This window comes from Paraburkholderia sp. RL17-347-BIC-D (assembly GCF_046027915.1).
In the GTDB taxonomy this organism is placed as follows: Bacteria; Pseudomonadota; Gammaproteobacteria; order Burkholderiales; family Burkholderiaceae; genus Paraburkholderia.
In genome coordinates this window covers 56,302-78,864 of sequence record NZ_JARESS010000026.1, presented here as the reverse complement: position 1 = coordinate 78,864, position 22,563 = coordinate 56,302, and the positions used below count along the sequence as shown (strand labels likewise).

The 22,563-nt window shown below is 57.0% G+C and carries 15 protein-coding genes and 1 pseudogene; 13 read left to right on the top strand and 3 right to left on the bottom strand.

Annotated elements, in window-relative coordinates:
- Positions 1-30: 30 nt before the first annotated feature.
- Both P0D96_RS29260 and P0D96_RS29255 read left to right on the top strand, forming a co-directional pair.
- Positions 31-855, top strand: a complete 825-nt coding sequence (locus P0D96_RS29260) for a CmcJ/NvfI family oxidoreductase (RefSeq protein WP_408316959.1) — start codon at positions 31-33, stop codon at positions 853-855.
- Positions 856-896: 41 nt separating this feature from the next.
- On the top strand, positions 897-1,649 hold the full coding sequence (locus P0D96_RS29255; protein ID WP_408316957.1) for a dienelactone hydrolase family protein: 753 nt from the start codon (positions 897-899) through the stop codon (positions 1,647-1,649).
- A 1,522-nt stretch (positions 1,650-3,171) separates the two neighbouring features.
- Here the strand turns inward: P0D96_RS29255 and P0D96_RS29250 are convergent.
- Positions 3,172-4,343, bottom strand: a pseudogene (locus tag P0D96_RS29250) (alpha-hydroxy acid oxidase).
- A 483-nt stretch (positions 4,344-4,826) separates the two neighbouring features.
- On the opposite strand from P0D96_RS29250, the gene P0D96_RS29245 reads away from it, so the two are divergent.
- Positions 4,827-5,201, top strand: coding sequence for a hypothetical protein (locus P0D96_RS29245; RefSeq protein WP_408316955.1), 375 nt, complete (start codon positions 4,827-4,829; stop codon positions 5,199-5,201).
- A 131-nt stretch (positions 5,202-5,332) separates the two neighbouring features.
- Here the strand turns inward: P0D96_RS29245 and P0D96_RS29240 are convergent, their stop codons facing one another.
- The gene (locus tag P0D96_RS29240) at positions 5,333-6,238 is read right to left on the bottom strand and encodes a LysR family transcriptional regulator (RefSeq protein WP_408316953.1); all 906 of its coding nucleotides are present in this window, start codon (positions 6,236-6,238) and stop codon (positions 5,333-5,335) included.
- A 97-nt stretch (positions 6,239-6,335) separates the two neighbouring features.
- Between P0D96_RS29240 and P0D96_RS29235 the strand changes: the two genes are divergently transcribed.
- The gene (locus P0D96_RS29235) at positions 6,336-9,950 is read left to right on the top strand and encodes an indolepyruvate ferredoxin oxidoreductase family protein (protein WP_408316951.1); all 3,615 of its coding nucleotides are present in this window, start codon (positions 6,336-6,338) and stop codon (positions 9,948-9,950) included.
- Positions 9,951-10,037: 87 nt separating this feature from the next.
- Positions 10,038-10,511 carry an acyl-CoA thioesterase gene (locus P0D96_RS29230; protein WP_408316949.1) on the top strand — a complete coding sequence of 158 codons (474 nt, stop codon included), beginning with the start codon at positions 10,038-10,040 and terminating at the stop codon, positions 10,509-10,511.
- A gap of 149 nt (positions 10,512-10,660) precedes the next feature.
- Here the strand turns inward: P0D96_RS29230 and P0D96_RS29225 are convergent, their stop codons facing one another.
- Positions 10,661-12,034, bottom strand: a complete 1,374-nt coding sequence (locus P0D96_RS29225; RefSeq protein ID WP_408316947.1) for an aminotransferase-like domain-containing protein — start codon at positions 12,032-12,034, stop codon at positions 10,661-10,663.
- A 503-nt stretch (positions 12,035-12,537) separates the two neighbouring features.
- On the opposite strand from P0D96_RS29225, the gene P0D96_RS29220 reads away from it, so the two are divergent.
- The 8 genes from P0D96_RS29220 (at position 12,538) to P0D96_RS29185 (ending at position 22,546) form a co-directional block, all read left to right on the top strand.
- On the top strand, positions 12,538-14,190 hold the full coding sequence (locus P0D96_RS29220) for an ABC transporter substrate-binding protein (protein WP_408316945.1): 1,653 nt from the start codon (positions 12,538-12,540) through the stop codon (positions 14,188-14,190).
- A 100-nt stretch (positions 14,191-14,290) separates the two neighbouring features.
- A complete protein-coding gene (locus tag P0D96_RS29215) occupies positions 14,291-15,604 on the top strand; it encodes an NtaA/DmoA family FMN-dependent monooxygenase (RefSeq protein WP_408316943.1) in 1,314 nt (437 codons plus the stop codon).
- Positions 15,605-15,646: 42 nt separating this feature from the next.
- Complete coding sequence (locus tag P0D96_RS29210; RefSeq protein WP_408316941.1) at positions 15,647-16,870, top strand: acyl-CoA dehydrogenase family protein; 1,224 nt, start codon at positions 15,647-15,649, stop codon at positions 16,868-16,870.
- A 33-nt stretch (positions 16,871-16,903) separates the two neighbouring features.
- Positions 16,904-17,989, top strand: a complete 1,086-nt coding sequence (locus tag P0D96_RS29205; protein WP_408316939.1) for an ABC transporter permease — start codon at positions 16,904-16,906, stop codon at positions 17,987-17,989.
- Positions 17,982-18,860: an ABC transporter permease gene (locus P0D96_RS29200; protein ID WP_408316937.1), complete on the top strand. Its 879-nt coding sequence runs from the start codon at positions 17,982-17,984 to the stop codon at positions 18,858-18,860. Before P0D96_RS29205 ends, P0D96_RS29200 begins: the two co-directional genes overlap by 8 nt.
- Positions 18,857-20,548, top strand: coding sequence for a dipeptide ABC transporter ATP-binding protein (locus tag P0D96_RS29195; protein ID WP_408316935.1), 1,692 nt, complete (start codon positions 18,857-18,859; stop codon positions 20,546-20,548). Before P0D96_RS29200 ends, P0D96_RS29195 begins: the two co-directional genes overlap by 4 nt.
- Positions 20,549-20,651: 103 nt before the next feature.
- Complete coding sequence (locus tag P0D96_RS29190) at positions 20,652-21,050, top strand: carboxymuconolactone decarboxylase family protein (protein WP_408316933.1); 399 nt, start codon at positions 20,652-20,654, stop codon at positions 21,048-21,050.
- A 41-nt stretch (positions 21,051-21,091) separates the two neighbouring features.
- The gene (locus tag P0D96_RS29185; protein ID WP_408316931.1) at positions 21,092-22,546 is read left to right on the top strand and encodes a SidA/IucD/PvdA family monooxygenase; all 1,455 of its coding nucleotides are present in this window, start codon (positions 21,092-21,094) and stop codon (positions 22,544-22,546) included.
- The last annotated feature ends 17 nt before the right edge of the window (positions 22,547-22,563 follow it).

The following is a 22,563-nucleotide window of genomic DNA, read 5'->3' as shown; positions in this document are numbered from 1 at the left end:
GCCTACAGCACATTTCGAGGATCGACGATCATGGATGATATTTCTGTGCGGGTTCGTCAGGTGGACGCGGACCTGAACTATATAGATAACCAAGGCGTACGGCCGCAAGTGTTCAACGAGGACTTCACGCGCAACATCCTTCCTCTGCAAGCGGTCAGAGTGGCGATCGAGGATGTGAGCGCCAGCGAAACGGCGCCGCGGCTCGAAATGGAGGGCTTCGCCCTTATCCCCCATCGCGGCACCATTGAGGATCTAACCGGTCCCAAGCCTTCATTCGAGCGCTACCGCGCGGAGCTGAAGGACCTCCTCGAGACCCTGATCGATGCAGATCATGTGGAAATGGCTAACGCCAGTCCCATCCGCCGCAGCGTGCCGGCGCAAGATGCGAATCTCAACAATGGTTTTCCGGTACCGATCGTCCACGGTGACATCACTGCGGCAGGCGTCGCCCATATGATCCCATGGGCTTACGGGCCACCGCCGATCCGCTCAATCAAACGCATGGCATTGTTCAATTTCTGGCGACTCTTGTCGAAGGGGCCAACCGACACACCTCTCGCCATATGCGATGCACGCACTTTCGCAAAGGAAGATATCGTCGCCGGCGATTCGCACTTCCTGACCGATGGCTTCACCTTTGAAGCTGTGTTCGTTCGTCCTAACCCCGCGCATCGCTGGTGCTATTACTCACGAATGTCAAGCGACGACGTGCTGATCTTCAAGCAATATGATTCGGATCCCACCTTTCCCGTGCAGGTTCCGCACAGCGCGTTCATCGATTCCTCTTGCCCACCCGATCCGGTCCCTCGGATCAGCGTGGAGTCGCGAGCGGTTGCCTATTGGTTTGCCGACTGACGACCGCCCCATCTGCCAGCCATAACCGACCGTGGTGGAACATGCAGATCCAACGCCAGACAATTGACTATTTTCATGCAGACCTTCGCATGACCGGCTATCTCGCCGACGGGAGCGATGCGTCTGGAAAAGCGCCCGGCGTGCTGCTGGCGCATGAAGCGCCGGGCCTGTCCGTATTGATGCATCAGCGTGCCGACGCACTCGCGGAGCTCGGCTATGTCGCTTTTGCGCTCGACCTCCATGGCTCTATCGGCTTCAACCAGGCAGAATCTCGGCGTCGCCATGCCGAGTTGATGGAGACGCCTTTCCTGATCCGCGACCGCGCGATTGCGGCCCTCGACGTCCTCGTGAGCCAATCCCGGGTCGATCCCGGACGGATTGGCGCCGTTGGCTTCTGTCAAGGTGGGATAACGGTGATGGAACTCGCCCGCGCGCGTGCCTCCATCCGGTGCGCCATCGGCTTTCATCCCGGCCTAAAACGCCCCAACGCCACGCCTGAAGGCCCGATCGATGCGCGCGTAATGATGATGGTCGGCAGCGAAGATCCGCTAGCGCCGGCAGACGATCGCGCTGCCTTCGCCGCCGAGATGGCGGCGGCCGGGGCCGCCTGGGAAATGCATCTGTTCGGCGGCGTGCAGCACGCCTTCACCAATGTCGGGATAGAGAGGCTTGGTCTAGCCGGATTCCATTATGACGCACGCGCTACCCGCCGCAGTTGGGCGATGATGCTCGACATGCTCGACGAGGTGCTCGCCTGCGGCCCTATACTACAGCCAGAGCACTCGCTTCCTTGACCCAAGTCATTACTACTCCGGTGATTACTTCGCGGACGCCGGGTAGTTGGCGTGATATTTTGATAGAAAAAGTCCTTGTATTGCGAGATGCCGGTCCCAACCCTGTCGAACGGCGGCTATTCGGATTTGAATCATGACCGACAGCAAGCGACTGTGCGTGTGGAGATTATTCGTAAATGAGGCAAGACGGCTTCAGGCCCCCCTCGCCGCGGGCAAATAGCTCTCAACTGGTTGCTAGTTTCGGCACTGAACATGATTCCTTCGTTGAGCATTCCTGAGCTGTCCGCAGCTAGTCAGATGGATAAAGGTTCCGTGCAACTCATGGGGGCGAATACCCGGAAATCGATATCATTCCATTCCCAGCACCCACACTCTTGCACGAAAGAAAGTCATCAGGATCGACGATTTGCATAGTCAGCCGCTGATTTCTCTTAGCACCAACAGCCCTATGTGGATGCGACTTGAGGTGGCGATGGACGCGGGTGGAGTGATCTTTGAACGGCCGGCCGAACCTACCTTGGCATCATTCAGCCTGCCGGATGGTGGCGGGTGGCCTAGGGCTGACGATATGCGACCCATTCTCCGCCACTTACACGCGGTACCCTGGGACGGTATGCCGTTGGCTGGAACCCGCGGTGTCGTATGAGGTCGCCATGGCACCCCCAGCGCACCAGCCGCGCTTGACCATTGTGACAGAATTTGTGAACGTCACGCGCAAGCTTTTCAAGGAAGAAATCATTCCGCAAATCGATGGCAAGATCAAGGCTCGCAGGCGCGTCCCCGTTGCGAGCCGTTAATTACCCAACTCATAGATCAATGAGGTTGGCCCGCGCATGATGTTGGTCGTGCTGGCCAGCGGCAGTCGCGAAGCGTGCGTCGCGGCCGATAGAACCGTCGGCTCCGAACTGCCGCCTCTGCCCATCGCGCACGACTGCGGCAATGCCACCTTGGCGCCGCCAAATCAAGCCCGCGCGGTCAATCGCCTCCGTACACATTCAATTAGCGGCCAACTCCACTCCGTGTTGCCTGCCACAAGCCCTCCACTATGTCGCCCTCGACGCCTACACCGACTAGCTCAACTTAAATTCGCGGCTTGCCGCGCTTGATGATGCTCGCATGCGCAATGCTGCCGTCTATCGCAATATCGAGTTTAGCCTGATGCAAGCCTCGTCGATCGCTCATGGTGCAGCAAAGGATCAATATCCTTGCCCGTGGCGATGCAAAAATACGTTCCGTCAAGTTTGACAAATGGGTTCAGCTGCAAGGCGGCACTCGCCCGCAATCACATGCATGACCTTCGAGCTCGCACGAAGAAAGAAGCGTGGGTCAGCGGACTTCCATGGCGAGCCGCAGCAGATCAGGCTGCAACGAGCCCGGATTTAGCGTCGAAACCTAGCTGTCTGCCAGAACACGCGAGAGGTTGCTCAAACGTAACGCGTTCACATAGCGAGCCTGCAAGGCTCGCGGCCACTTTAAGCCTACTTGAAGGCCCCTTGTGTGCCGCGGCGCGGATTTGTCCGAGTCATGGAGCAGCCGCTATATGGTCGCGAGACAGGTACGATACGCTGCTGACTCCCAGGCATGCCAAGGTGCGGTCGACTTCTTCACGCAATAATTCCAGCGCGCGAACGACGCCGGCCTCCCCCGAGCCCGCCAACGCGTAAAGAGTCGCGCGTCCCAGGAAAACCGCTCTTGCGCCAAGAGCGAGAGCCTTCACGATATCCGATCCCCTCCTGACGCCGCTGTCCAAATAAACCTCGATCTGACTTCCCACCGCATCGACGACAGGGCCGAGCGCGTCTATCGTCGCGACGCAACTGTCAACAAGGAGGGCACCATGGTTCGACACGATGACGGCGTCGACATCGGCTTCGGCACAGGCGATAGCGTCCCTTGGGTTCAATATGCCTTTGACGACGAGTTTTCCGGGCCACGCGGCGCGGATCTCCGCAAGCGTCGCCCAATCGATCGAATCGTCCTTGAGCGCGGGGCTGGACTGGCCGATGCTTCGAACATCGGGCAACGGGTAATTCATCATCTTCGGCAAGCCACCATTGACCATGTAGCGGCCCCAAGTGTATGCCAGCCAACTTGGCCTCATCATCGCATCGAGCACGATTCCGGGGCGGAGCTTTGGTGGAACCGTGTAGCCGCTCTTGGCAGCGAACTCACGATTGGGGCTGACTATTGAATCGACGGTGAAGACAAGGGTCTTGAAGCCCGCGCCCCATGCGCGCTCGATTGTGCGCATTGATTGAAGCCGGTCACCGGAAAAGTAGAGCTGAAACCATTTCTGTCCGTCGTATCCGTCGCGGATCACCTCTTCCATCGGAACAGTGGCGGCACAGGAGAGGATGAATGGGACGCCGAGGCGCGACGCTGCCCGCGCCAGTTCGATCTCTCCTTTGTACCAAAGATATCCCGCTGGTCCTGTTGGCGCGATGCCAAAGGGACAACTGTGCCGACGGCCGAGAATCTCGACGCTCAGATTCCGATCGCCGACCCGGCAAGAACCCGCGGGAGCAATTTGATTCTATCGAATGACGTTCGGTTATTCTTGAGCGCGACATCGTCTTCGGTGCCCCGATCGATATAGTCGAAGAGCCCACGTGGGAGGCGTCTGCGAGCCGCCTCTCGAAAATCATCAATATTATATTCTTTGCTAAACAATGCGTTGTCTCCTATCCCGAGCATCTTGTTGTTGGCGGGTGGCACAGCCGTGCGAAGGCGTAGAGAACCAGTTAGCGGCCTTCTAATAAACGAACTATAATCGTTAATAATAGAATGTGCGAGCGCGAGCTATCCAGCCAACAGGAGAGGCCGACGTCTCAAAGAAGTGAGATTTCCCATAGAATGCTAGTCAAACGTTCCAGTCCCGCTCAGCGACGACGCCACGAGCGGACTCGAGGCGTGGCGGATTCGCTGGTATGGGTGGTATGGGTCAGTTGATTAACGCCCGCTGGGTCGCGGACGTCTCTGTCCTCCGGCAGAAGCAGGGCCGGCTCGTGCGCCAACCGCCCGCAGTTCAGCAACTGGGTGCGGGCGGACGGATCCTCGGAATTTCCGAGCCAGGCGGGCCGCTACCCTCTCTATGTTTTGCTGTAATGGCCACGGGCCTAGCGCACAATCGTCTTTTGGCGCTTCTGGCATGATGTCCCGCTGGCGCGTGACAACTACATGAGCAACTTCATGCAGGCGCAGGCTGTATCGATCGGTGCGGACAATTGTCACCCAACGATATTGCATATGCTGAACCAGCATATGCAGAAGTTGATCACCGGATACCTGCCGGAAGACCGCGGGGACCGTTTCGATGCCACCTCCATCGCCCAGTTAGCCGTGTTCGCCTTCGATGGCTTTATTATCAGCCACCACCTCAATTCTGCCTTGGTAAATGATCGAAAGAACACAATGGTCATTTGCGAAATGATCTTGGGCGAGTCTAGTTCGAAAGCGGCGCGCACAACGTCGAAAGGGCCGACCGCCCCGAGCACGAAGAGGCACAAGCGCACACATGAGTCTTACCCCGCGACAGGATGGGAAGATTGTTAACAGCGAACATAAATTGATATTGACAGTCTCCCCGAATTTCGGCTCGCTAGGCTCAACAATTGAAATTACGCGGGAAGCGTGATTGGCTAGCCACTCAGCATTGAAAACAAACCGGTCCCCAGTTCCTTCCCTCAACTCCCACATGCATGGATCAGGAACTGCTGAAACGCCAAAGCCGGCGTATCGAGCCTCGCGCCATTGCGCCACAGCATGCCGGCGTCCATTTGCGGCACTGCATTCAGAATAGGTCGCGCCTCAATCCGCTTGCCCTCCAGCGACCAAGGCCGGAACACCATATCGGACAGAATGGTCACGCCGAAACTATGTGCGACCAGACCGCGCAGTGCTTCCATCGAGCTCGTGCGAAACGCCACGTTCGGCTCTACGCCGTTCTGTTGCCAGTAACGCAGAGTCGACTGCTCTCCTTCGTCCACCGTAATCAGGATGTACGGGTAACCAGCGACATCATTGAGCGACGGCGCACTGAGTTGCGCGAGCGGATGCGTTGGCGAGGTCCAAAGCTGCCTGCGCGAGCGGATTAGCACATGGTGGCTGAAACGCCTGACGTTCTCGACGTTGGACAGAAGCACCACACCGAGATCGACGTCCCCATCGAGCACTGCCTGCTCAATCGATATTCGATCCGTATCGTGCAGATCGATCACGACATCAGGATACGTTGCGCGAAATCGAGCCAGCAGTTCGGGCAGGAAATAGCCGAGCAACGTATACGACGCGGCAACGCGCACGGTCCCCTTCAGATCATGTGAGCGGAACGGTGCTTTATAAACGGCGTCGCGCACGGAATCGAGGATGTGACGCGCGTGATTCAGAAAATCCTGACCCTCAGGGGTCAGCGCGACGCCCTGCGGCAACCGATCGAACAGCCGCGTTCCGAGCGTGTCCTCCAATGCGAGCACCGCGTTCGTGATGGCCGATTGCGATACATGTTCCGCAGTCGCCGCCATCGAAAACTGTCCGCTTTGCGCGGCGGCCACGAAGTAACGCATCTGCCGCAAGGTGATGTCTTTTGACATGTGTTTTTCGAATAGCAGGGTTTGGTATTTGTGATTTTACGATCGAAATTCCGCTTCCTATACTCCCCATCAAATAACATCTCGGAGACTCCCTTCCATGAATGCCCCGCTATCGGCTCCCCTGCGTGAAGCACTTGCCACGGTCTCGCTCGACGATAAATACACACTCGAAAAAGGCCGCGTTTATATGAGCGGCACGCAGGCTCTGGTCCGTCTGCCCATGCTGCAGAAGGCACGCGACGGGCTCGCCGGCCTGAATACGGCGGGTTACGTGTCGGGCTATCGAGGCTCGCCGCTCGGCGCGCTCGACCAAGGTTTATGGAAGGCGAAGAAGCACCTCGAGGAACACAACGTCGTGTTCCAGCCTGGGGTTAACGAGGATCTTGCCGCCACGGCCGTATGGGGAACGCAGCAACTCAACCTGTGGCCAGGCGCGAAGGTGGATGGCGTGTTCGGGATGTGGTATGGCAAGGGGCCGGGTGTCGACCGCACGGGCGATGTCTTCAAGCACGCCAACGCCGCGGGCACCGCTCCGAATGGTGGCGTCCTCGTGCTCGCGGGCGACGATCACGCGGCGAAATCGTCGTCGGTCGCGCACCAGTCCGAGCATATGTTTGTCGCGAGCGGGATTCCAGTGCTCTATCCGGCGAGTGTCCAGGAGTATCTCGACTACGGCCTCCACGGCTGGGCGATGAGCCGTTACTCAGGTCTGTGGGTCGCAATGAAGTGTGTGACTGACGTGGTCGAATCGAGCGCATCAATCGATATCGATCCAGATCGTTTGCAGATCGTCTTGCCGGACGACTTCGAGATGCCCGAAGGCGGGCTTAACATCCGCTGGCCCGATCCGCCCCTCGCACAGGAAGCGCGACTGCTCAACCACAAGTGGTACGCGGCGCTAGCGTATGTTCGCGCAAACAGGCTAAACCGCATTGTCATCGACAGTGCCACACCGCGGCTTGGCATCATGACCGCGGGAAAAGCGTATCTGGACACGCGCCAGGCGCTCGCCGATCTGTCGCTCGATGACGAAACCTGCGCGCGCATCGGTATTCGCCTGCTGAAGGTGGGCTGCGTGTGGCCTCTCGACGCGCAGAACGCCCGCGATTTCGCGACCGGTCTCGACGAAATTCTCGTCGTCGAAGAGAAGCGCCAGATCCTCGAGTACGCGCTGAAGGAAGAACTGTACAACTGGCGTGACGACGTTCGCCCCAAAGTGTTCGGCAAGTTCGATCAACGCGATGACGAAGGCGGCGAGTGGTCGGTGCCGCGCGGCCAGACCTTGCTACCGGCGCATTACGAGCTCTCCCCCGCACTGATCGCGAAGGCGATTGCGCGGCGTCTGGCGAGGGCCGATCTGCCAGACGATCTGCGAGCACGGATTGAAGCGCGCGTTGCCGTCATCGAAGCCAAGGAACGCGAAGCTGCCACGCCGCGCACGGTTGCGGAACGCCAGCCGTGGTTCTGCTCCGGTTGTCCGCACAACACATCAACGCGCGTACCCGAAGGCTCGCGGGCGCTTGCCGGTATCGGTTGCCATTACATGACGATGTGGATGGACCGCAATACGGAGACATTCAGCCAGATGGGCGGCGAAGGTGTCGCCTGGACCGGTCAGATGCATTTCACGAACGAGCGTCACGTGTTCGTGAATCTCGGCGACGGCACCTATTTTCATTCGGGTCTTCTGGCGATTCGCGCCTCGATCGCGGCGAGCGCCAACGTCACTTACAAGGTGTTGTACAACGACGCTGTCGCGATGACAGGTGGTCAACCGGTAGACGGTGTACTGACGGTCCCACAGATCGCATTCCAGGTCGTCGCTGAAGGCGCAAAGCGGGTACTGATCGTCACCGACGAGCCCGGAAAATACGATGCGAGCGTGCGTCTGCCTGAAGGCGTGAACGTGTATCATCGCGATGAACTCGACCGTCTACAGCGTGAGTTGCGCGAAGTCGAAGGCACCAGCATTCTGATCTACGATCAGACCTGCGCGACAGAAAAGCGCCGGCGTCGCAAGCGGGGCACCTATCCCGATCCGGCCAGGCGCGCTTTTATTAACGACGCGGTATGTGAGGGGTGCGGCGATTGTTCGGTGCAATCCAACTGTCTTTCCGTCGAACCGCTGCATACGCCACTCGGCACCAAACGCAAGATCAACCAGTCGTCATGCAACAAGGATTTCTCATGCGTGAACGGCTTTTGCCCAAGTTTCGTCACGGCTGAAGGCGCACAGGTGAAGAAGGCCGCCAAGGACACTTCAGGCGGAGCATTGCCGGACTTTTCAGCGCTCCCTCGACCCGCTATTGCTTCTTTGTCGAAGCCTTACGGCGTGCTGGTGACGGGCGTCGGCGGTACCGGCGTGGTAACGATCGGTGGCTTGCTCGGGATGGCAGCCCACCTCGAAAGCAAGGGCGTGACAGTACTCGATATGGCAGGCCTCGCGCAGAAAGGCGGCGCCGTACTGAGTCACGTGCAGATCGCCGCGACGCCGGATCAATTGCACGCAACGCGGGTTGCCACTGGCGAGGCACGCCTGATTCTCGGCTGCGACGCCATTGTCTCGGCTTCCGCCGAAGTGCTCGCTCGCACGCAACGCGGCATAACGAAGGCCGTGATCAATAGCGGCGCGACGCCGACCGCGCAGTTCGTCCGCGATCCGCATTGGACCTTTCCCGCCGATCAAACGCAGAACGACTTACGCGAAAGCATGGGCGAGGATTGTGCTTTCCTGGATGCAAACCGGCTTGCGCTGGCGCTGCTCGGCGACACGCTTTACGCCAATCCATTGCTGCTGGGTTTCGCGTGGCAACGCGGTTGGCTGCCAGTCAGTTATGAGAGCCTCGACAGGGCGATCGAACTGAATGGTGTCGCCGTCGAGAAAAACCGCCTAGCGTTCGAATGGGGTCGCTACGTCGCGCACCACGGCGAAGCCGCGACCGATACTTTTGCACCTCGTACCGGCCAGCAGCAGGCGATCGTCGTACAGATGCCAGAGTCGCTGGATCGACTCATCGAACGTCAGGTCGAACGGCTCACGCTTTACCAGAACGAGCGCTACGCGGCGCGGTACGTCCAGGTCGCCGAGCGCGTGCGAGCAACGGAAAATGCGTTTGCCGCAGGCGCGAAACTACGTCTCACGCCAGTTGTTGCGCGCAATCTCGCGAAACTGATGGCCTATAAGGACGAGTATGAAGTTGCGCGTCTCTACGCGGATCCGGCTTACATGGACAAACTACGCGCGCAATTCGAAGGCGAACCCGGACGCGACTACAAACTCGTATTCCATCTTGCTCCGCCGTTGCTCGCGAAACGCGCCGAAGATGGACATCTGAAGAAGCAGCGGTTCGGCCAATGGACGCTCACGATGTTCCGTACGCTGGCAAAGCTAAAGTTCCTGCGCGGCACAGCGCTCGACGTATTCGGCAAGACGGCAGAACGCCGTAATGAGCGGGAGCTGATTGAGCAGTACATCGCACTGATGGAAGAGCTATGCCTGTCACTCGACAGCACGAACTTCGATCTCGCGCTGAAACTCGCCAACCTGCCGGATGAGATTCGCGGCTTCGGTCACGTCAAGGAGCGCAATGTCCACGCAGCTGGCATAAAACGGGAAAAATGGCTAACTGAATATCGGACCGTCGCCGCTACCGTCGCGAAATCGTTGGATCCTCAAACTGCAGAGAAAGTAACGACTTCGACGATGGTGTAGTTGGAGATAGCGTGGCGGAATGAGTACCGCATTGACACAGAACGCTCACTTCCGCAGCGCCGTTCCACGCTCTTTCAAAAGGTAACTATGTCCCTTACCCATTCACCACGGCAACTTCCGGCAGACACGATGCCTGTGCTGCGCGTTGTTCCTCAACCCGCGAGCGCCAACGTCCACGGCGACGTATTTGGCGGTTGGATCATGTCGCACGTCGACATCGCCGGGTCGATTCCCGCTAGCCAACGCGCGAATGGCCGTGTGGTCACCATCGCGGTCAATTCCTTCACGTTCAGGCAGCCCGTATTCATCGGCGACCTGTTGAGTTTTTATGCCAAAATCGTTCGCGAAGGGCGGACGTCGATCACCGTCAATGTGGAGGTGTTTGCTCAACGCATGGGCATGGCAGCGGATGTTGTTAAAGTGACAGAGGCGACGCTCACGTTTGTCGCTACAGACGAAAATCGTACGCCGCGCCCTTTACCGCCCGTCGGCGAAAATTCAGCTGCCGCCGCCAGCAGCACCGCGGGCGCATCAAAAAAGAATCCAGCCGTCGCCTGCTGACACAAAACGGGTGTGGCCAGCGATGCGTGGTCGTCTGTGCGTTCGCCATTGAATCGACAATGGAGCGCCCTTCGGCGCCCAGGCTATCGGCTTACGAGGCCGGTTAAACTCTCATGAATGAACCTTCAGTGTCACGAGATCCCGTGCCGTTATTCATATTCAACGCGGGCACGGCCGGCGACCGCTTTCTCGATGATATCGGCGAGCTGCTCGACAGACTGGTAGTCATCGGGTAGCCGGCTGGTCGCTATCCGCAGATGGCCCGCGCTTTGCGGAGTGACGAAGCATTTGCTTCCCGCTCCAACACTGACGCCGAACGAGGCAAGATTCAGCAGCGTGGCATTCTCGTCAGCAACAGGCAACCAGAGAACAAATCCGTCTCCTTCGTCGGTCGGCATTCCTCGCAGGTTCAGCGCTTCCCGCAAGCGCTGGCGTCGTTGGGCATAGCACAGTCGCGCCCGATCAATGATCGATTCAGTTTCCGGGTCTGTAATGAGGTACGCAACCGCTTCCTGCAGAATGCGGCTAGTCATCGCCGTGCCATGGGAACGCATTTGCCGTGCTCGTTCCACAAGCTCCGCGGAACCGGCAATGATGCTTGTGCGCAAATCCACACCGTATGTCTTGCAGTAAGCGCGCACGTAGAGCACGCGATCAGGCAGATAACTTCCCATGCTGGAGACGTCTGCCGTTGCTATCGGGCCGATGTTGTCATCTTCCACTACAGCGACTCTGTCATCATGATTCGATATCACATCGGCCAGTTCCTTTATTCTTCGGTCGCTTACGCGATGGCCAAGAGGAACCTGGGCGCGGGGCTGATAGACGAAGGCCGATGGGTTGTACCGCAAGGCAGACTTCAGTCCATCGGGCAATGGACCTTCCCGATCGCACGGAACACCAATAAGCTGGATCCCAAGGGCCTTAAACGCGTCCAGGATTCTGGGGCTCGTCGGCTCCTCGATAGCGACAACGCACCCGCGCTTTGATACCGCCTCAAAGGCCAGCAGCGCTCCTTCTGTGCCACCGCCGGATGCAGTCCAAGCGTCCGGCTTGAACGGAAAGGTCGGCCGCGCGGCAGCGACAAGTGCATTGCTGATCGCCTCGCTGTCAGGCGCGTTAAGCGTCGCGCTCTGCAGGCTTGCCAACAGCGCTTTTCCCAAGTGAGGTTGCAGGTTCGGTTCTGCCGTACCCTGCGCCAAATCAACGGAATACCACCGGCTAGACGCCACTGGCATCGCACCGCTCTTTGCGGTCTCCCCGGTGGCGACAATTGTGCCGCCTCTGCGCCGCGTGACGATCAGCTTGTCAGCGCGCAATTGCGCCCAGGCATCGGCGACGGAACCTACACTAACCCCTAGCTCGCGGGCAATATCTCGCACAGTGGGAAGCGGTGCTCCTACGTGAAGGTACCCGCTCCGAATGAGCTCGGTCATCCTGTGCCGAATGCCGCGCGCGCTCACATCGTCAATCTCGTCTCTCAGCCAACGAGTTGCGTCGGTAGTTTGATTCCGTTGCGTCATAAGTCCTGATGTCCCGTCGGATAGATACGTGCTGCCGGCAAAAGATGTCTCGTGATGCCTTGCACACAATCCCAAGTCCGCAAGCGGCGCCGGTTGTGTGACAGCCACCGCCCCAATTTCGCGACGATATCACGCGCCCTTCTTCGCGCCGCCGATATCTTCACAATCCCACCCCAAGATCGGCCCTAATTTCGTTATGCGAGGTATTTATGTTCATATCTCATTTATGAACATATTACCAGCGTCTGGCAAAAAAGGTGAAACTGCATGCACGCCGAAGCTACTGATTGGATCGCACACGGGCTGGTGAGCAGAAGAACTTTTCCTCGTTACAAAACAACGCGACGTGCCGCGCCCGCAGGTGCCGGATGCCAATGACCGCGGCAGGTTTTCTCCCAGTATGTTCATAACCATAGCAGCAATCAATCTTTGACTCAAAAAGAGTGTTCACATACATTCACCTCGATCTGTGAACATTTAAGAACGTAACCGGAAGGAAAATTATGAGCAAGTCAAGCACCGTCGTTGCCGCGATCGGCGCGATATTGATCGCTTGCCTTGTGACAGGCTCGTTCATCAAGAAGGTGGATAGCCAGTCGATGCCACCGCGCCCCAAACAAGGCGCCGTGCACGGCGGCACCTTGCGCGTCGCTATCAGCAAGCTGCCTCCATATAATCTGATTCCCTTCGACAATAGTTGGACCGGTATCTTTCTGAATCAGTTCGAATCCCTGATCAAAGTTGACGGTAGCCTCCATTACTATCCTTCGCTAGCCAAGTCCTGGGAAGTCTCCAGCGACGGGAAGACCTACACATTTCATCTGAGGCACGATGTCCTGTTCCAGGATGGAGACAAGTTCGACGCGAAAGCGGTGAAGACGACTTTCGATGCCCTTTACAATGGAACGCTTGCAAGGGTCGAGTCGTATAAGGACGGTGTGTTCCGGCAGCTTAAAGTGGTTCGAGTTATCGACGACTACACTGTTCAGATTCAACTGCACAGTCCAGATGCAGCGTTCCTGACCAATATTGCTACCCTGGCTGGCTCGATCGCCTCGCCTACCTCGATCAAGAACCTGCAGAAAACCGACCTTGGCAACAGCCTTAAAGGAACTGGGCCGTTCGAGCTTGCCGAGGTCATCCCTGACCAGCGACTCGTTTACAAGCGCTTCGACAAATACAACTGGGCTGCCGGCAACGCCAGACATACCGGGCCGGCATATCTCGACAAGGTTGTCGTCGAAAAGGTTTCGGACTCGGCGGTACGCGCGGGTCTGCTCACGTCAGGGCAAGTAGATCTGATCGATAGCGTCGATCTCAACGATATACCCCTGTTCAAAGATAACCCAAATTTCCAGTTTGTCTCCGTCCCTGAGAACGGCGTACCGTGGGTCTGGTACTTCAACGTGAATGGGTTCGCGACAGACGACATTCGCGTCCGGGAAGCCGTGCAGGATTCCCTGGATGTCGACTCTCTGGTCAAGAACATTTATCAAGGTACGGCAAAACATGCCTGGTCACATATACCGTCGACTTCTAATTTTTATAGCACCCAACTTGAAGGAGCCTATTCGAATCACGTGGCAAGAGCGAATGCTCTCCTTGACGAGGCTGGATGGACGGGTCGAAACAGCGAAGGAATCCGCACGAACGCCAAGGGTGAACCATTGGAGCTCGTGCTTCTGGACCGAGGGCTCCCCGGTCGTGACAAGTATTTTACCGAGGCCGCCCAACAGGCTCTTCGCGAGAATGCAAGTATCAAACTGACACTGGATACGGTCGATCAGGCTCAAGGTTTTGCCAAGCGCAAAGAAAATAGATACTCGATATTCCACACCTCTGTCAGTGGATACGACCAGGGAATCAGCTTTATCTACCTGTTCTCTGCCACCGGCGTGATGAACTTTTCGAAGATTCGTGACCCCCGGCTCGATGAACTGCTTACCAAACAATCGGAAGCAATCACCCTTGAAGATCGAACCCGGTACCTTCAGGAAATTGACCGCTACGTGGTGCTTGAGAAGAAGCTCGTGCTCCCCATCGCCGAGCGCCAGAGCAACGTCGCTGCAAAATCTACAGTGCATAACGTGGATACAAGTTTTGCGTTGAAGCGGCGCTACATTGGACCCTATGCCTACGATATCTGGATGAACTAAATAGTCTTGTTCACGGGGCTTTGCTTCCCATTGCTCCGCGGCATGCCCGCGCAACAAGGGCATGAATACAACGTCTTTTCACATTTGAAAGGCAAGATCAATGAGTCAACATCGGCATGTAATACTTAACCTGAATCCAATTCCCGGTGGTGTCTACGCTAGCGCCTGGCGGACAGGTGAAAGACCGGCCGCGTCATTTGTCGCCATCGACCACTTCGCGGAGTTGGCCAGAATTGCCGAGCGAGGCAAGTTCGACGCGCTGTTCCTTGCCGATGGAGGCTATTGGTCCCCTAAGGCGGAGTATCAGACATTCCGCCCCCTGGATCCAACGGTCGTCTTATCCTATGTCGCCGCAGTAACCTCAAAGATCGGCTTGATCGCGACGGCGTCGAGCAGCTACAACACGCCATACAATCTCGCGCGTCGCATTCTGAGCCTCGATCACGTTAGTCGCGGCCGAGCCGCATGGAACATCGTGGTCACAGCGGGAGATGACGCGGCGCGGAATTTCTCTCTTGATGCCGCGTTGCCTAAAGAGGAACGCTATGCAAGAGGCAAGGAATTCCTTGAAATCGTCAAGGCGTTATGGTTGAGCTGGGAACCCGACGCGCTTGTTGCTGATGCGGAGAACGGCCGATATGTCGACGGCGCGAAGGTACATCCAATCAACTACGTGGGCGAGCATTTCAAGGTTCAAGGGCCGTTAGTGACACCTCCCAGCGTCCAGGGATCTCCTTTGATCGTCCAGGCCGGGGGCTCGGAAGCCGGGACCGAGCTGGCAGCTCGTTTCGCGCACGCGGTTTATTCCACCCAGCCCTTTCGGGAGGATGCGTTCAAATATCGGGCGGAGTTGCGCAGCCGGGCTCAGGCTCAAGGAAGAAATCCGGATGCGATTAAACTCATTCCCGGACTGATTACCATCGTCGGTTCAACCGAACGTGAAGCGAAGGAACGTTCCGAACATCTTCTTTCACTTATTCCGTTGGAAGTGGCGATTGCCGAGCTTGCTTCTCGTACCCTTTTGCCAAAAGACCTATTCTTCGCGCATCTGGATAGTGAGCTCCCGTGGGACGTCATACCTCAGGCCTTACTAACAGGGGTAGGACACACGGGGTCGATCCTGCGGCAAGCGCGAGCCGAAAAACTCACCGGTCGCCAACTTGCCCTAAAAAACGCCGCTGTCGAGATGCATGCCGTGGCTGTTGGCTCAGCGGAACAGATCGCAGACAAAATCCAGCACTGGTTTGAAACAGAATCCGTTGACGGTTTCAACATCATGCCTGCCGAGCTTCCTAAGGGAATCTCCGATTTTGTCGACCACGTCGTACCAATTTTGCAGGATCGTGGCATTTTCCGCCGCGAGTACGAGCACGACACGCTGCGTGGTCACTACGGACTCGGACTGAACGATTAGCCCCCTGCCGGCCCTCTCCCAAATATGACATGAAACCCAACGATGACATTTACAAATAAGCGACGTCCTGAGCGTAATCCGTTGCTCGAGCCGAATTTCGAATCGAATCCAGTTATTTCCGACTTCCTCGACAAGCTCCAGAGCGGAGCTGCGGAACGGGAACGACTTCGCCACCTACCGCGTTCCGAGATCAGGGAAATTGCGGAAGAGGGTTTGGGTTCGGTGCGTGTATCCATCGAGTGTGGCGGACATGGCTGGAGTCTCAACCATCTCTTCCGTTTCATTTACGCTCTCAGCGTGGCTGATCCAAATATCGCTCACGCGCTGCGAAATCATTACCTTCACGTCGAACTACTACTCACCTTTCCCGAAGGAGAGTGGCGAAACGAGAGACTGCGGCGTGTCGTGAACGGTGCAATTCTTGGTGGTGCCAACTCCGAGAACCACCAGACCAAGATGGGCATCATCGATACGAGCTTACAACCCGGTGACTCAGGGTATCTGTTGAACGGCAAGAAGTTCTACAGCACCGGCAGCATTTTCTCCGACTATGTTTGGGTTTCTGCCACTGACTCTCACGGAGTCCAACAATGGATTGACTTACCCTCCACTAGAGATGGCATCACATTTGTCGATGATTGGGATGGCTTCGGACAACGTTTGACAGGCAGCGGCACGACCCTATTTGAGAACGTACTGGTATCAGAGGACGATATTTCGAAAGAAGACATCATGCGTGGCGACCGACTCCCCAAGCAGAGTGTCTTTGGTCAGTTATACATGACCACTGTTGTCGCGGGAATTGTGGGGAATATCGCCGCTGATGCAGTAGAACTCTTGCGTACACGAAAAAGGAACTACCAGCACGGTTCCGCGGAGCGACCGCAGGACGATCCTCTACTGCTTGAGCAGATCGGCTATCTCTCCTCTTACGCGTATGCTGCCAAAGCTGCTGTCGAAGCTGCCGTTCCAGCGCTCGCAAGGGTCACAGACGCGTTTCATGCAGATGAGGATTTTGGATCAGCCGGTGAGACCGCCTCGCTTGCCGCAGCCAACGCCAAATTGACGGTGGACGAACTCGCGCTCAAAGCTGCATCACTGCTGCTTGATGTCGGGGGAGCTTCCGCGACCAGTGAAAAGCTAGGGCTCGACCGTCATTGGCGCAACGCACGCACACTGTCTTCGCACAATCCGCGTGTGCACAAGGCCCGCGGCATAGGCGACCACCTCGTCAACGAGGTGAGCTTGCCGAGAAACTTCTTCTAGATACGGCGACGTGCAGCAGTAATGGGATACGCTATGAACGAAATCCACAAAGGCAAGCGGCGCCAGCTAGAATCCTGCGCGTGCGAAATTGGCGTGAGCGATTCTGAGATCAATTGTCTTGATTCTAACCACAGCTCGTCTGCAATCTCCGCGCGCAAGCACTTGCGGAATGGCCGGACACGACTCTGCAAGTTCGTTGCGAAAAAAATCGCGGTCTCCCTGATCGTCCTGTTCGCTGCGGTAACGCTCGTTTTCTTTTCGCTGCAACTCGCGCCTGGCGACGTCGTCGACGCTCTGGTCGGCAACGCCGCCACCGATGTCTCGCGTGAGGCGGCCGCTGCCGAATGGGGCTTAAATAGACCTCTTTACGAACAGTATCTGTCTTATATCGGACGGGTAGTGAGTGGCGACTTTGGTCAATCGTATACGCTCTCAACCCCTGTTGCCACTGCCATCGCCACACGTATCGTGCCTACCTTTGAGCTGGCCTCAGCTGCCGGGGTTATCGCTATCTGTTTTGCGTTGATCGTCATTGTATTGACGGGAACGGGTACACCGTGGGCCGCTCGAATCGCATCTTTCGTTGAGCTGCTCCTGGTGTCCACGCCAACTTTCTGGCTTGGCATCCTGCTCATGTTTCTTATGTCATTCAAGTTAGACCTATTGCCCGTTGTGGGGGGGAATCCATTTCTTGTCGTGATTCTGCCCGCTGCCGCGCTGGGTTTGCGCATGGCAGGCGAGCTTATTCAAATCATGCGCAACGCCATTAATAAAGCTGTTGGCGAGCCGTTTGCGCTATCAGCCAAAGCTCGCGGCATTTCGGATATCGGGTTCAGCATTCGTCACGGTCTGCGGCATGCCGCACTACCGGCGATCACTGTCGCCGGCTGGCTAGTTAGCAGCCTGCTAACAGGTACATTTGTGGTAGAGCAACTCTTCGGGCGATCCGGCATCGGCACGTTGACGGTGAAGGCCGTCTTGTCACGAGACACGCCCGTAGTGATGGGGGTTTCCCTTCTGGCTGGCTTTGTTTACGTCGCCGTAAGCAGCGTCATTGACATCATTTATACGCTTATCGATCCCCGACTGCGGGACGAGGCGGAAACTGCTCATGGGTAAGACAATGCCTGGTATTTTCACCGAGACGTGGATGTCCCGAGAGCGTACCCCCAAGTGGCGCTTGATCACTAATCTGGACATCTGGCTTTCCGCACTATTCATTGCTTTGACTATCCTCGCGGTCGTTGCGCCATCGTTGATAGCGGCACAGAGCTCAACGGCCCCGAATTTCTCAGCGATGCTTCAGCCCCCAAGCTGGGACCATTTCTTTGGAACAGATTCGCTTGGCCGCGATCTGTTTAGCCGGACAATCCACGGCGCGCGTTACTCCGTACTGATTGGACTTGGAAGCGTGGTGCTGGCCCTAGCCGTCGCTATGCCGCTGGGTATCATCGCCGGCGTGAGCCGCCCGTTGGTAGACCAGGCAATCGTGAGGCTTCTCGACGTGATCGCCTCTTTTCCCGAACTACTCCTCGCGATCCTTGTGATCGCGTTGCTCGGCCCCGGTCTTGCCAATCTGATCGTAGCATTAGGGGTCGCCTCGATTCCAAAGTTTGCCCGCGTCGCCCGAGCGCAAACGCGCACTGTGATGACATCCGGTTATGTGGAGCATGCGAGAACGCTCGGACAGGCGCGGACCCGAACGATATTGCGGCACGTTCTGCCGAATGCCATAGGGACACTTCCGGTTCTCTCGACGCTTGGCCTCGGGTATTCAATCATCAATGCAGCAGGTCTCAGCTTCCTCGGTCTTGGCCCCCGGCCACCAACCCCCGAGTGGGGTTTCATGCTCTCGGAAGCGATCAGCAATCTGCGAATTGCCTGGTGGGCGGGTGTTTTTCCCGGTGCGATGATCACGCTTCTTGTTATCTCGCTCACTGTTCTCGGCAAACGCGCCCAATCGATCTATGAGAAGCGGAGGTTGCATTGACCCTCAGTTCAAGTTTCCGACAGCCTCTCGCTGTGGTGCGCGATCTTTCGATTTCATTTGCCGCACCGAACCGCGGCGAGATCATGGCCGTGCGCAATGTCTCGTTCGACGTTTACCCTGGGGAAATTCTCGGCGTAGTCGGTGAGTCCGGCTCGGGAAAATCCGTCACCATGCGCTCGCTTGTCGGCCTTGCCGGACCGGGCGCCCGTGTTTCTGCTCGCAAGCTTTACGTGGTTGGGCAAGACACGCAGAAGCTCTCCGAACACCAGTGGCGCAACCTGCGCGGTAAGGAGGTTGGCCTCGTACTTCAAGACGCGCTGGTTTCACTTGACCCACTGCGCAATGTGGGCAGCGAGGTGGTCGAGGCTATCCGTGCTCCCGGAGGCGTGTCTGCCCAAGTAGCGAAGGCGCGCGCCTTAAAGCTCCTTGCGGACGTCGGAATTCCGGAACCCGAATTGTATGCCCGGCGCTTCTCACATCAGCTTTCGGGCGGATTGCGGCAACGGGCACTGATCGCATCAGCAATCGCAGCACAGCCAAAGCTAATTATTGCCGATGAGCCAACCACCGCTCTCGACGTTAGCATTCAAGGGCAAATCGTTGCTCTCCTTAAGAGTCTTGTCGAGCGAGGCGCCGGACTGGTGATTATCAGTCACGACATCGGTGTGATCGGCCGAATTGCGGATCGGATCATCGTGATGCGGGAAGGTGAGGTTGTCGAGGCCGGATTGACTCATGCAGTTCTGACCCAGCCGGCACATCCGTACACCCGTCGCCTGCTCCATGCAATTCCATCCGGCATGACTAAAGGGTATCGTCTTTCGCTCCCCAGTCCATTACCGTCTACCAATCTTCATTCACCGCGAGGCCTCAAACTCGGCGATCGCAAGCCCATTACTGACGAAGTGATTCTCGCAGTTAGCGGTTTGAGAAAACGGTACGCGAATGTAGATGGAACCTTCAAAAATGCCGTCGAGGACGTTTCATTCGAGATCAGACGCGGAGAAACTGTAGGTCTGGTAGGAGAGTCGGGCTCCGGCAAAAGCACGGTGGCGAGACTCATCATGGGAATGCTACGGCCCGATCGAGGAGCAATACGTCTCGATGGGCTGCCCTGGTCAGCGCTACCCGAAGCGGAGCGGCGCGATCGGCGTGCCGCGATCCAAATCGTCACACAGGATACCTTGGGGGCATTTGATCCACACTACTCCGTCGAACGCAGCGTCACTGAAGCCATCAACGAAACGCGTATGCTTGATCGCACGGCCGTAGCGGCTGAGGTTGTCAAGCTTCTCGACTGGGTGGGACTCTCCCGACGTCATCTACATAAGCAATTGCGGGAGTTGTCCGGCGGAGAGAGGCAGCGCGTGGCCATCGCTCGAGCACTGGCCACCAGGCCCCGTTTATTGCTATGCGATGAACCAGTATCTGCTCTCGATCTTTCCATCCAGGCACAAATCCTCGATCTGTTGTGGGACTTGCAATCTGAAACGTCGCTTTCCTATCTCTTCATTTCGCATGACCTCGGTGTCGTTCATCACCTGAGCGACCGTGTGCTAGTTATGCGAAATGGGCGCGTTGTCGAAGCTGGCGCTGCGATGGAGATTTTTAAGAATCCCCGGCATCCTTATACTGCTGAACTGGTATCGGCCGTTTCAACTGTTCCTCTAGTCATGGTTCCCGCATAAGAGCATGTCCGCCTGAAAAAACGTGATGGCACCGACTGTGAAATGTCAGGAACGATGACCAAACGCCCTCCCACTCTTAAACCTAAATTCATAAGGATTAGATATGAGCATTGACAACGATCTTCTAAAGACTTCCAAGCCCGGATATGAGCAGGCCTACGTCGAATTATTTGGCGAGGTTCCCGGGTCTGTTCGCAAACGCTGGTCCACCGTCGAACCCCTCGGCCGAGGGCAGGTCGCGGCGTTGTTGGAAGAACTGCGCTCCCAAGTCCTCCTTCAAAGTGCTCTAGGACTAAAGGCCCAACAGCTCGTCCAATTTGGCCAATTGGTCGTGCTGGGTAAAGAGCATGCCGCGACGCTGCACGCCTGGGCAGCGCTCCGAGCGGGTGCCACGCGGTCAGATCTACTTGCCGTCGCCGAAACCGCCCTGATAACGGTCGGCGTGGCGGGTTATACACTTGGTATCGAGATCATTGCAGCACTGGAGACGAGCAATGTCTGATTGTTTCCGTCTCCTGCATCAACAGAATTGGAAATCGTGCCATGTCGATTGAGATTTTGGAGCATGAGGCACGGCGAGCCTTCGCCTTTCTGGGAGATGAGCCACAAAACTGGGTCCCGCAGACCAATGGAGTGGACCATGACGTGGTCGTTGTAGGCGCTGGTCAAAGTGGCGTAGCAGTCGCTGCGTCTTTGCGCAGAGCAGGTGTTCACAACGTCATAATTTTTGACGACTCTGAACCCGATGCTCCGGGAATGTGGCGGGACAAGGCCTATATGTCGACCCTCCGAACGCCGAAAGCCAACATCGGTCCCGAGATCGGGATTCCTAACCTCTCCTACAGGAGCTGGTTCGAAGCGCAGTTTGGTGAGGACGCCTATTCAGCTATCGAGCTGATCGACCGGATCTCCTGGGACAATTATCTCCGTTGGCTCCGTCGACTTCTGGGAGTCGAGATACGCTTCCAGACGAAACTCACCTCGGTCAAAGGGGTCGGCACCGCGCTCGACCTTTCCCTTGATACGCCAGGAGGTCACCGCACGATACGGACGAGGAAGCTCGTGCTTGCTACGGGAGTGGCAGGCATCGGCAAACCCGATATCCCGGACGTCATACGCAAAGGGCTGCGGCCCGATCGTTACGCACATGCCTACTCCGTTCTCGACGCTTCAAAAGTCGCCAATTCCCGGGTAGCCATTCTGGGTGCCGGCTCGTCAGCATTCGACGCTGCTGCTTTCGCTCTCGAGAACGGCGCCGATGAAGTGAAGCTCTTTTGTCGTGCGGAGGACCTGCCAAGGTCAACCAGTCTCAGGGCCATCTCTTACCCAGCCATTGAGCACTTCCACCTTCTTCAAGACAGAGACAAATGGAGCATTGCGCAGTTAATCAAAGCACGCGGCTCGGTACCGACTGCTGCTTCCATTGCTCGCGTCAAAGGTTTCGACAATTTCGGCATCTACCTTAGTTCACCGTGGGACGCGGTATCGGAAGAAGATGGAAGTATCCTAATACGAACTCCGAATAGTTCCTTTTCATTCGATTTCGTTATTCTAGGGACCGGCTTCCGCATTGACCCACAGCTGCCACCCGAACTTTCAGAGATAGCCTCAGAGATTGCAATTTGGCGGGACCGCTTCGATCTTCCTGCGAACGAAAGAGACGCGAATCTGGGTTGCTATCCGTATCTAGGGTCGGGCTATCGGTTCCTGGCTCGCAATCCAGACCGGTCTCGTTTCGTTGAGAATATACACTGCTTCAATGCCGCCGCGCTGCCTAGCTTTGGTCGGCTGCTGGGCGATGTCGCCAGTCTTCGGACAGGTGTTCCGCGCCTCGTTGAAGCGATCTCATCGGATCTCTTTTCCGCTGATGAAGCACTTCACGTTGCCAGATTCAGCGCAACGCCGCCGGATGATCTCACCGGTGAGGAATATCGGCTTCTTGTCCGAGACCCGGTCAACGAAAAAGGGGATAGCGTCTCCACGATGGGAGGCGACTGAGCAGAAACGAATTCCTA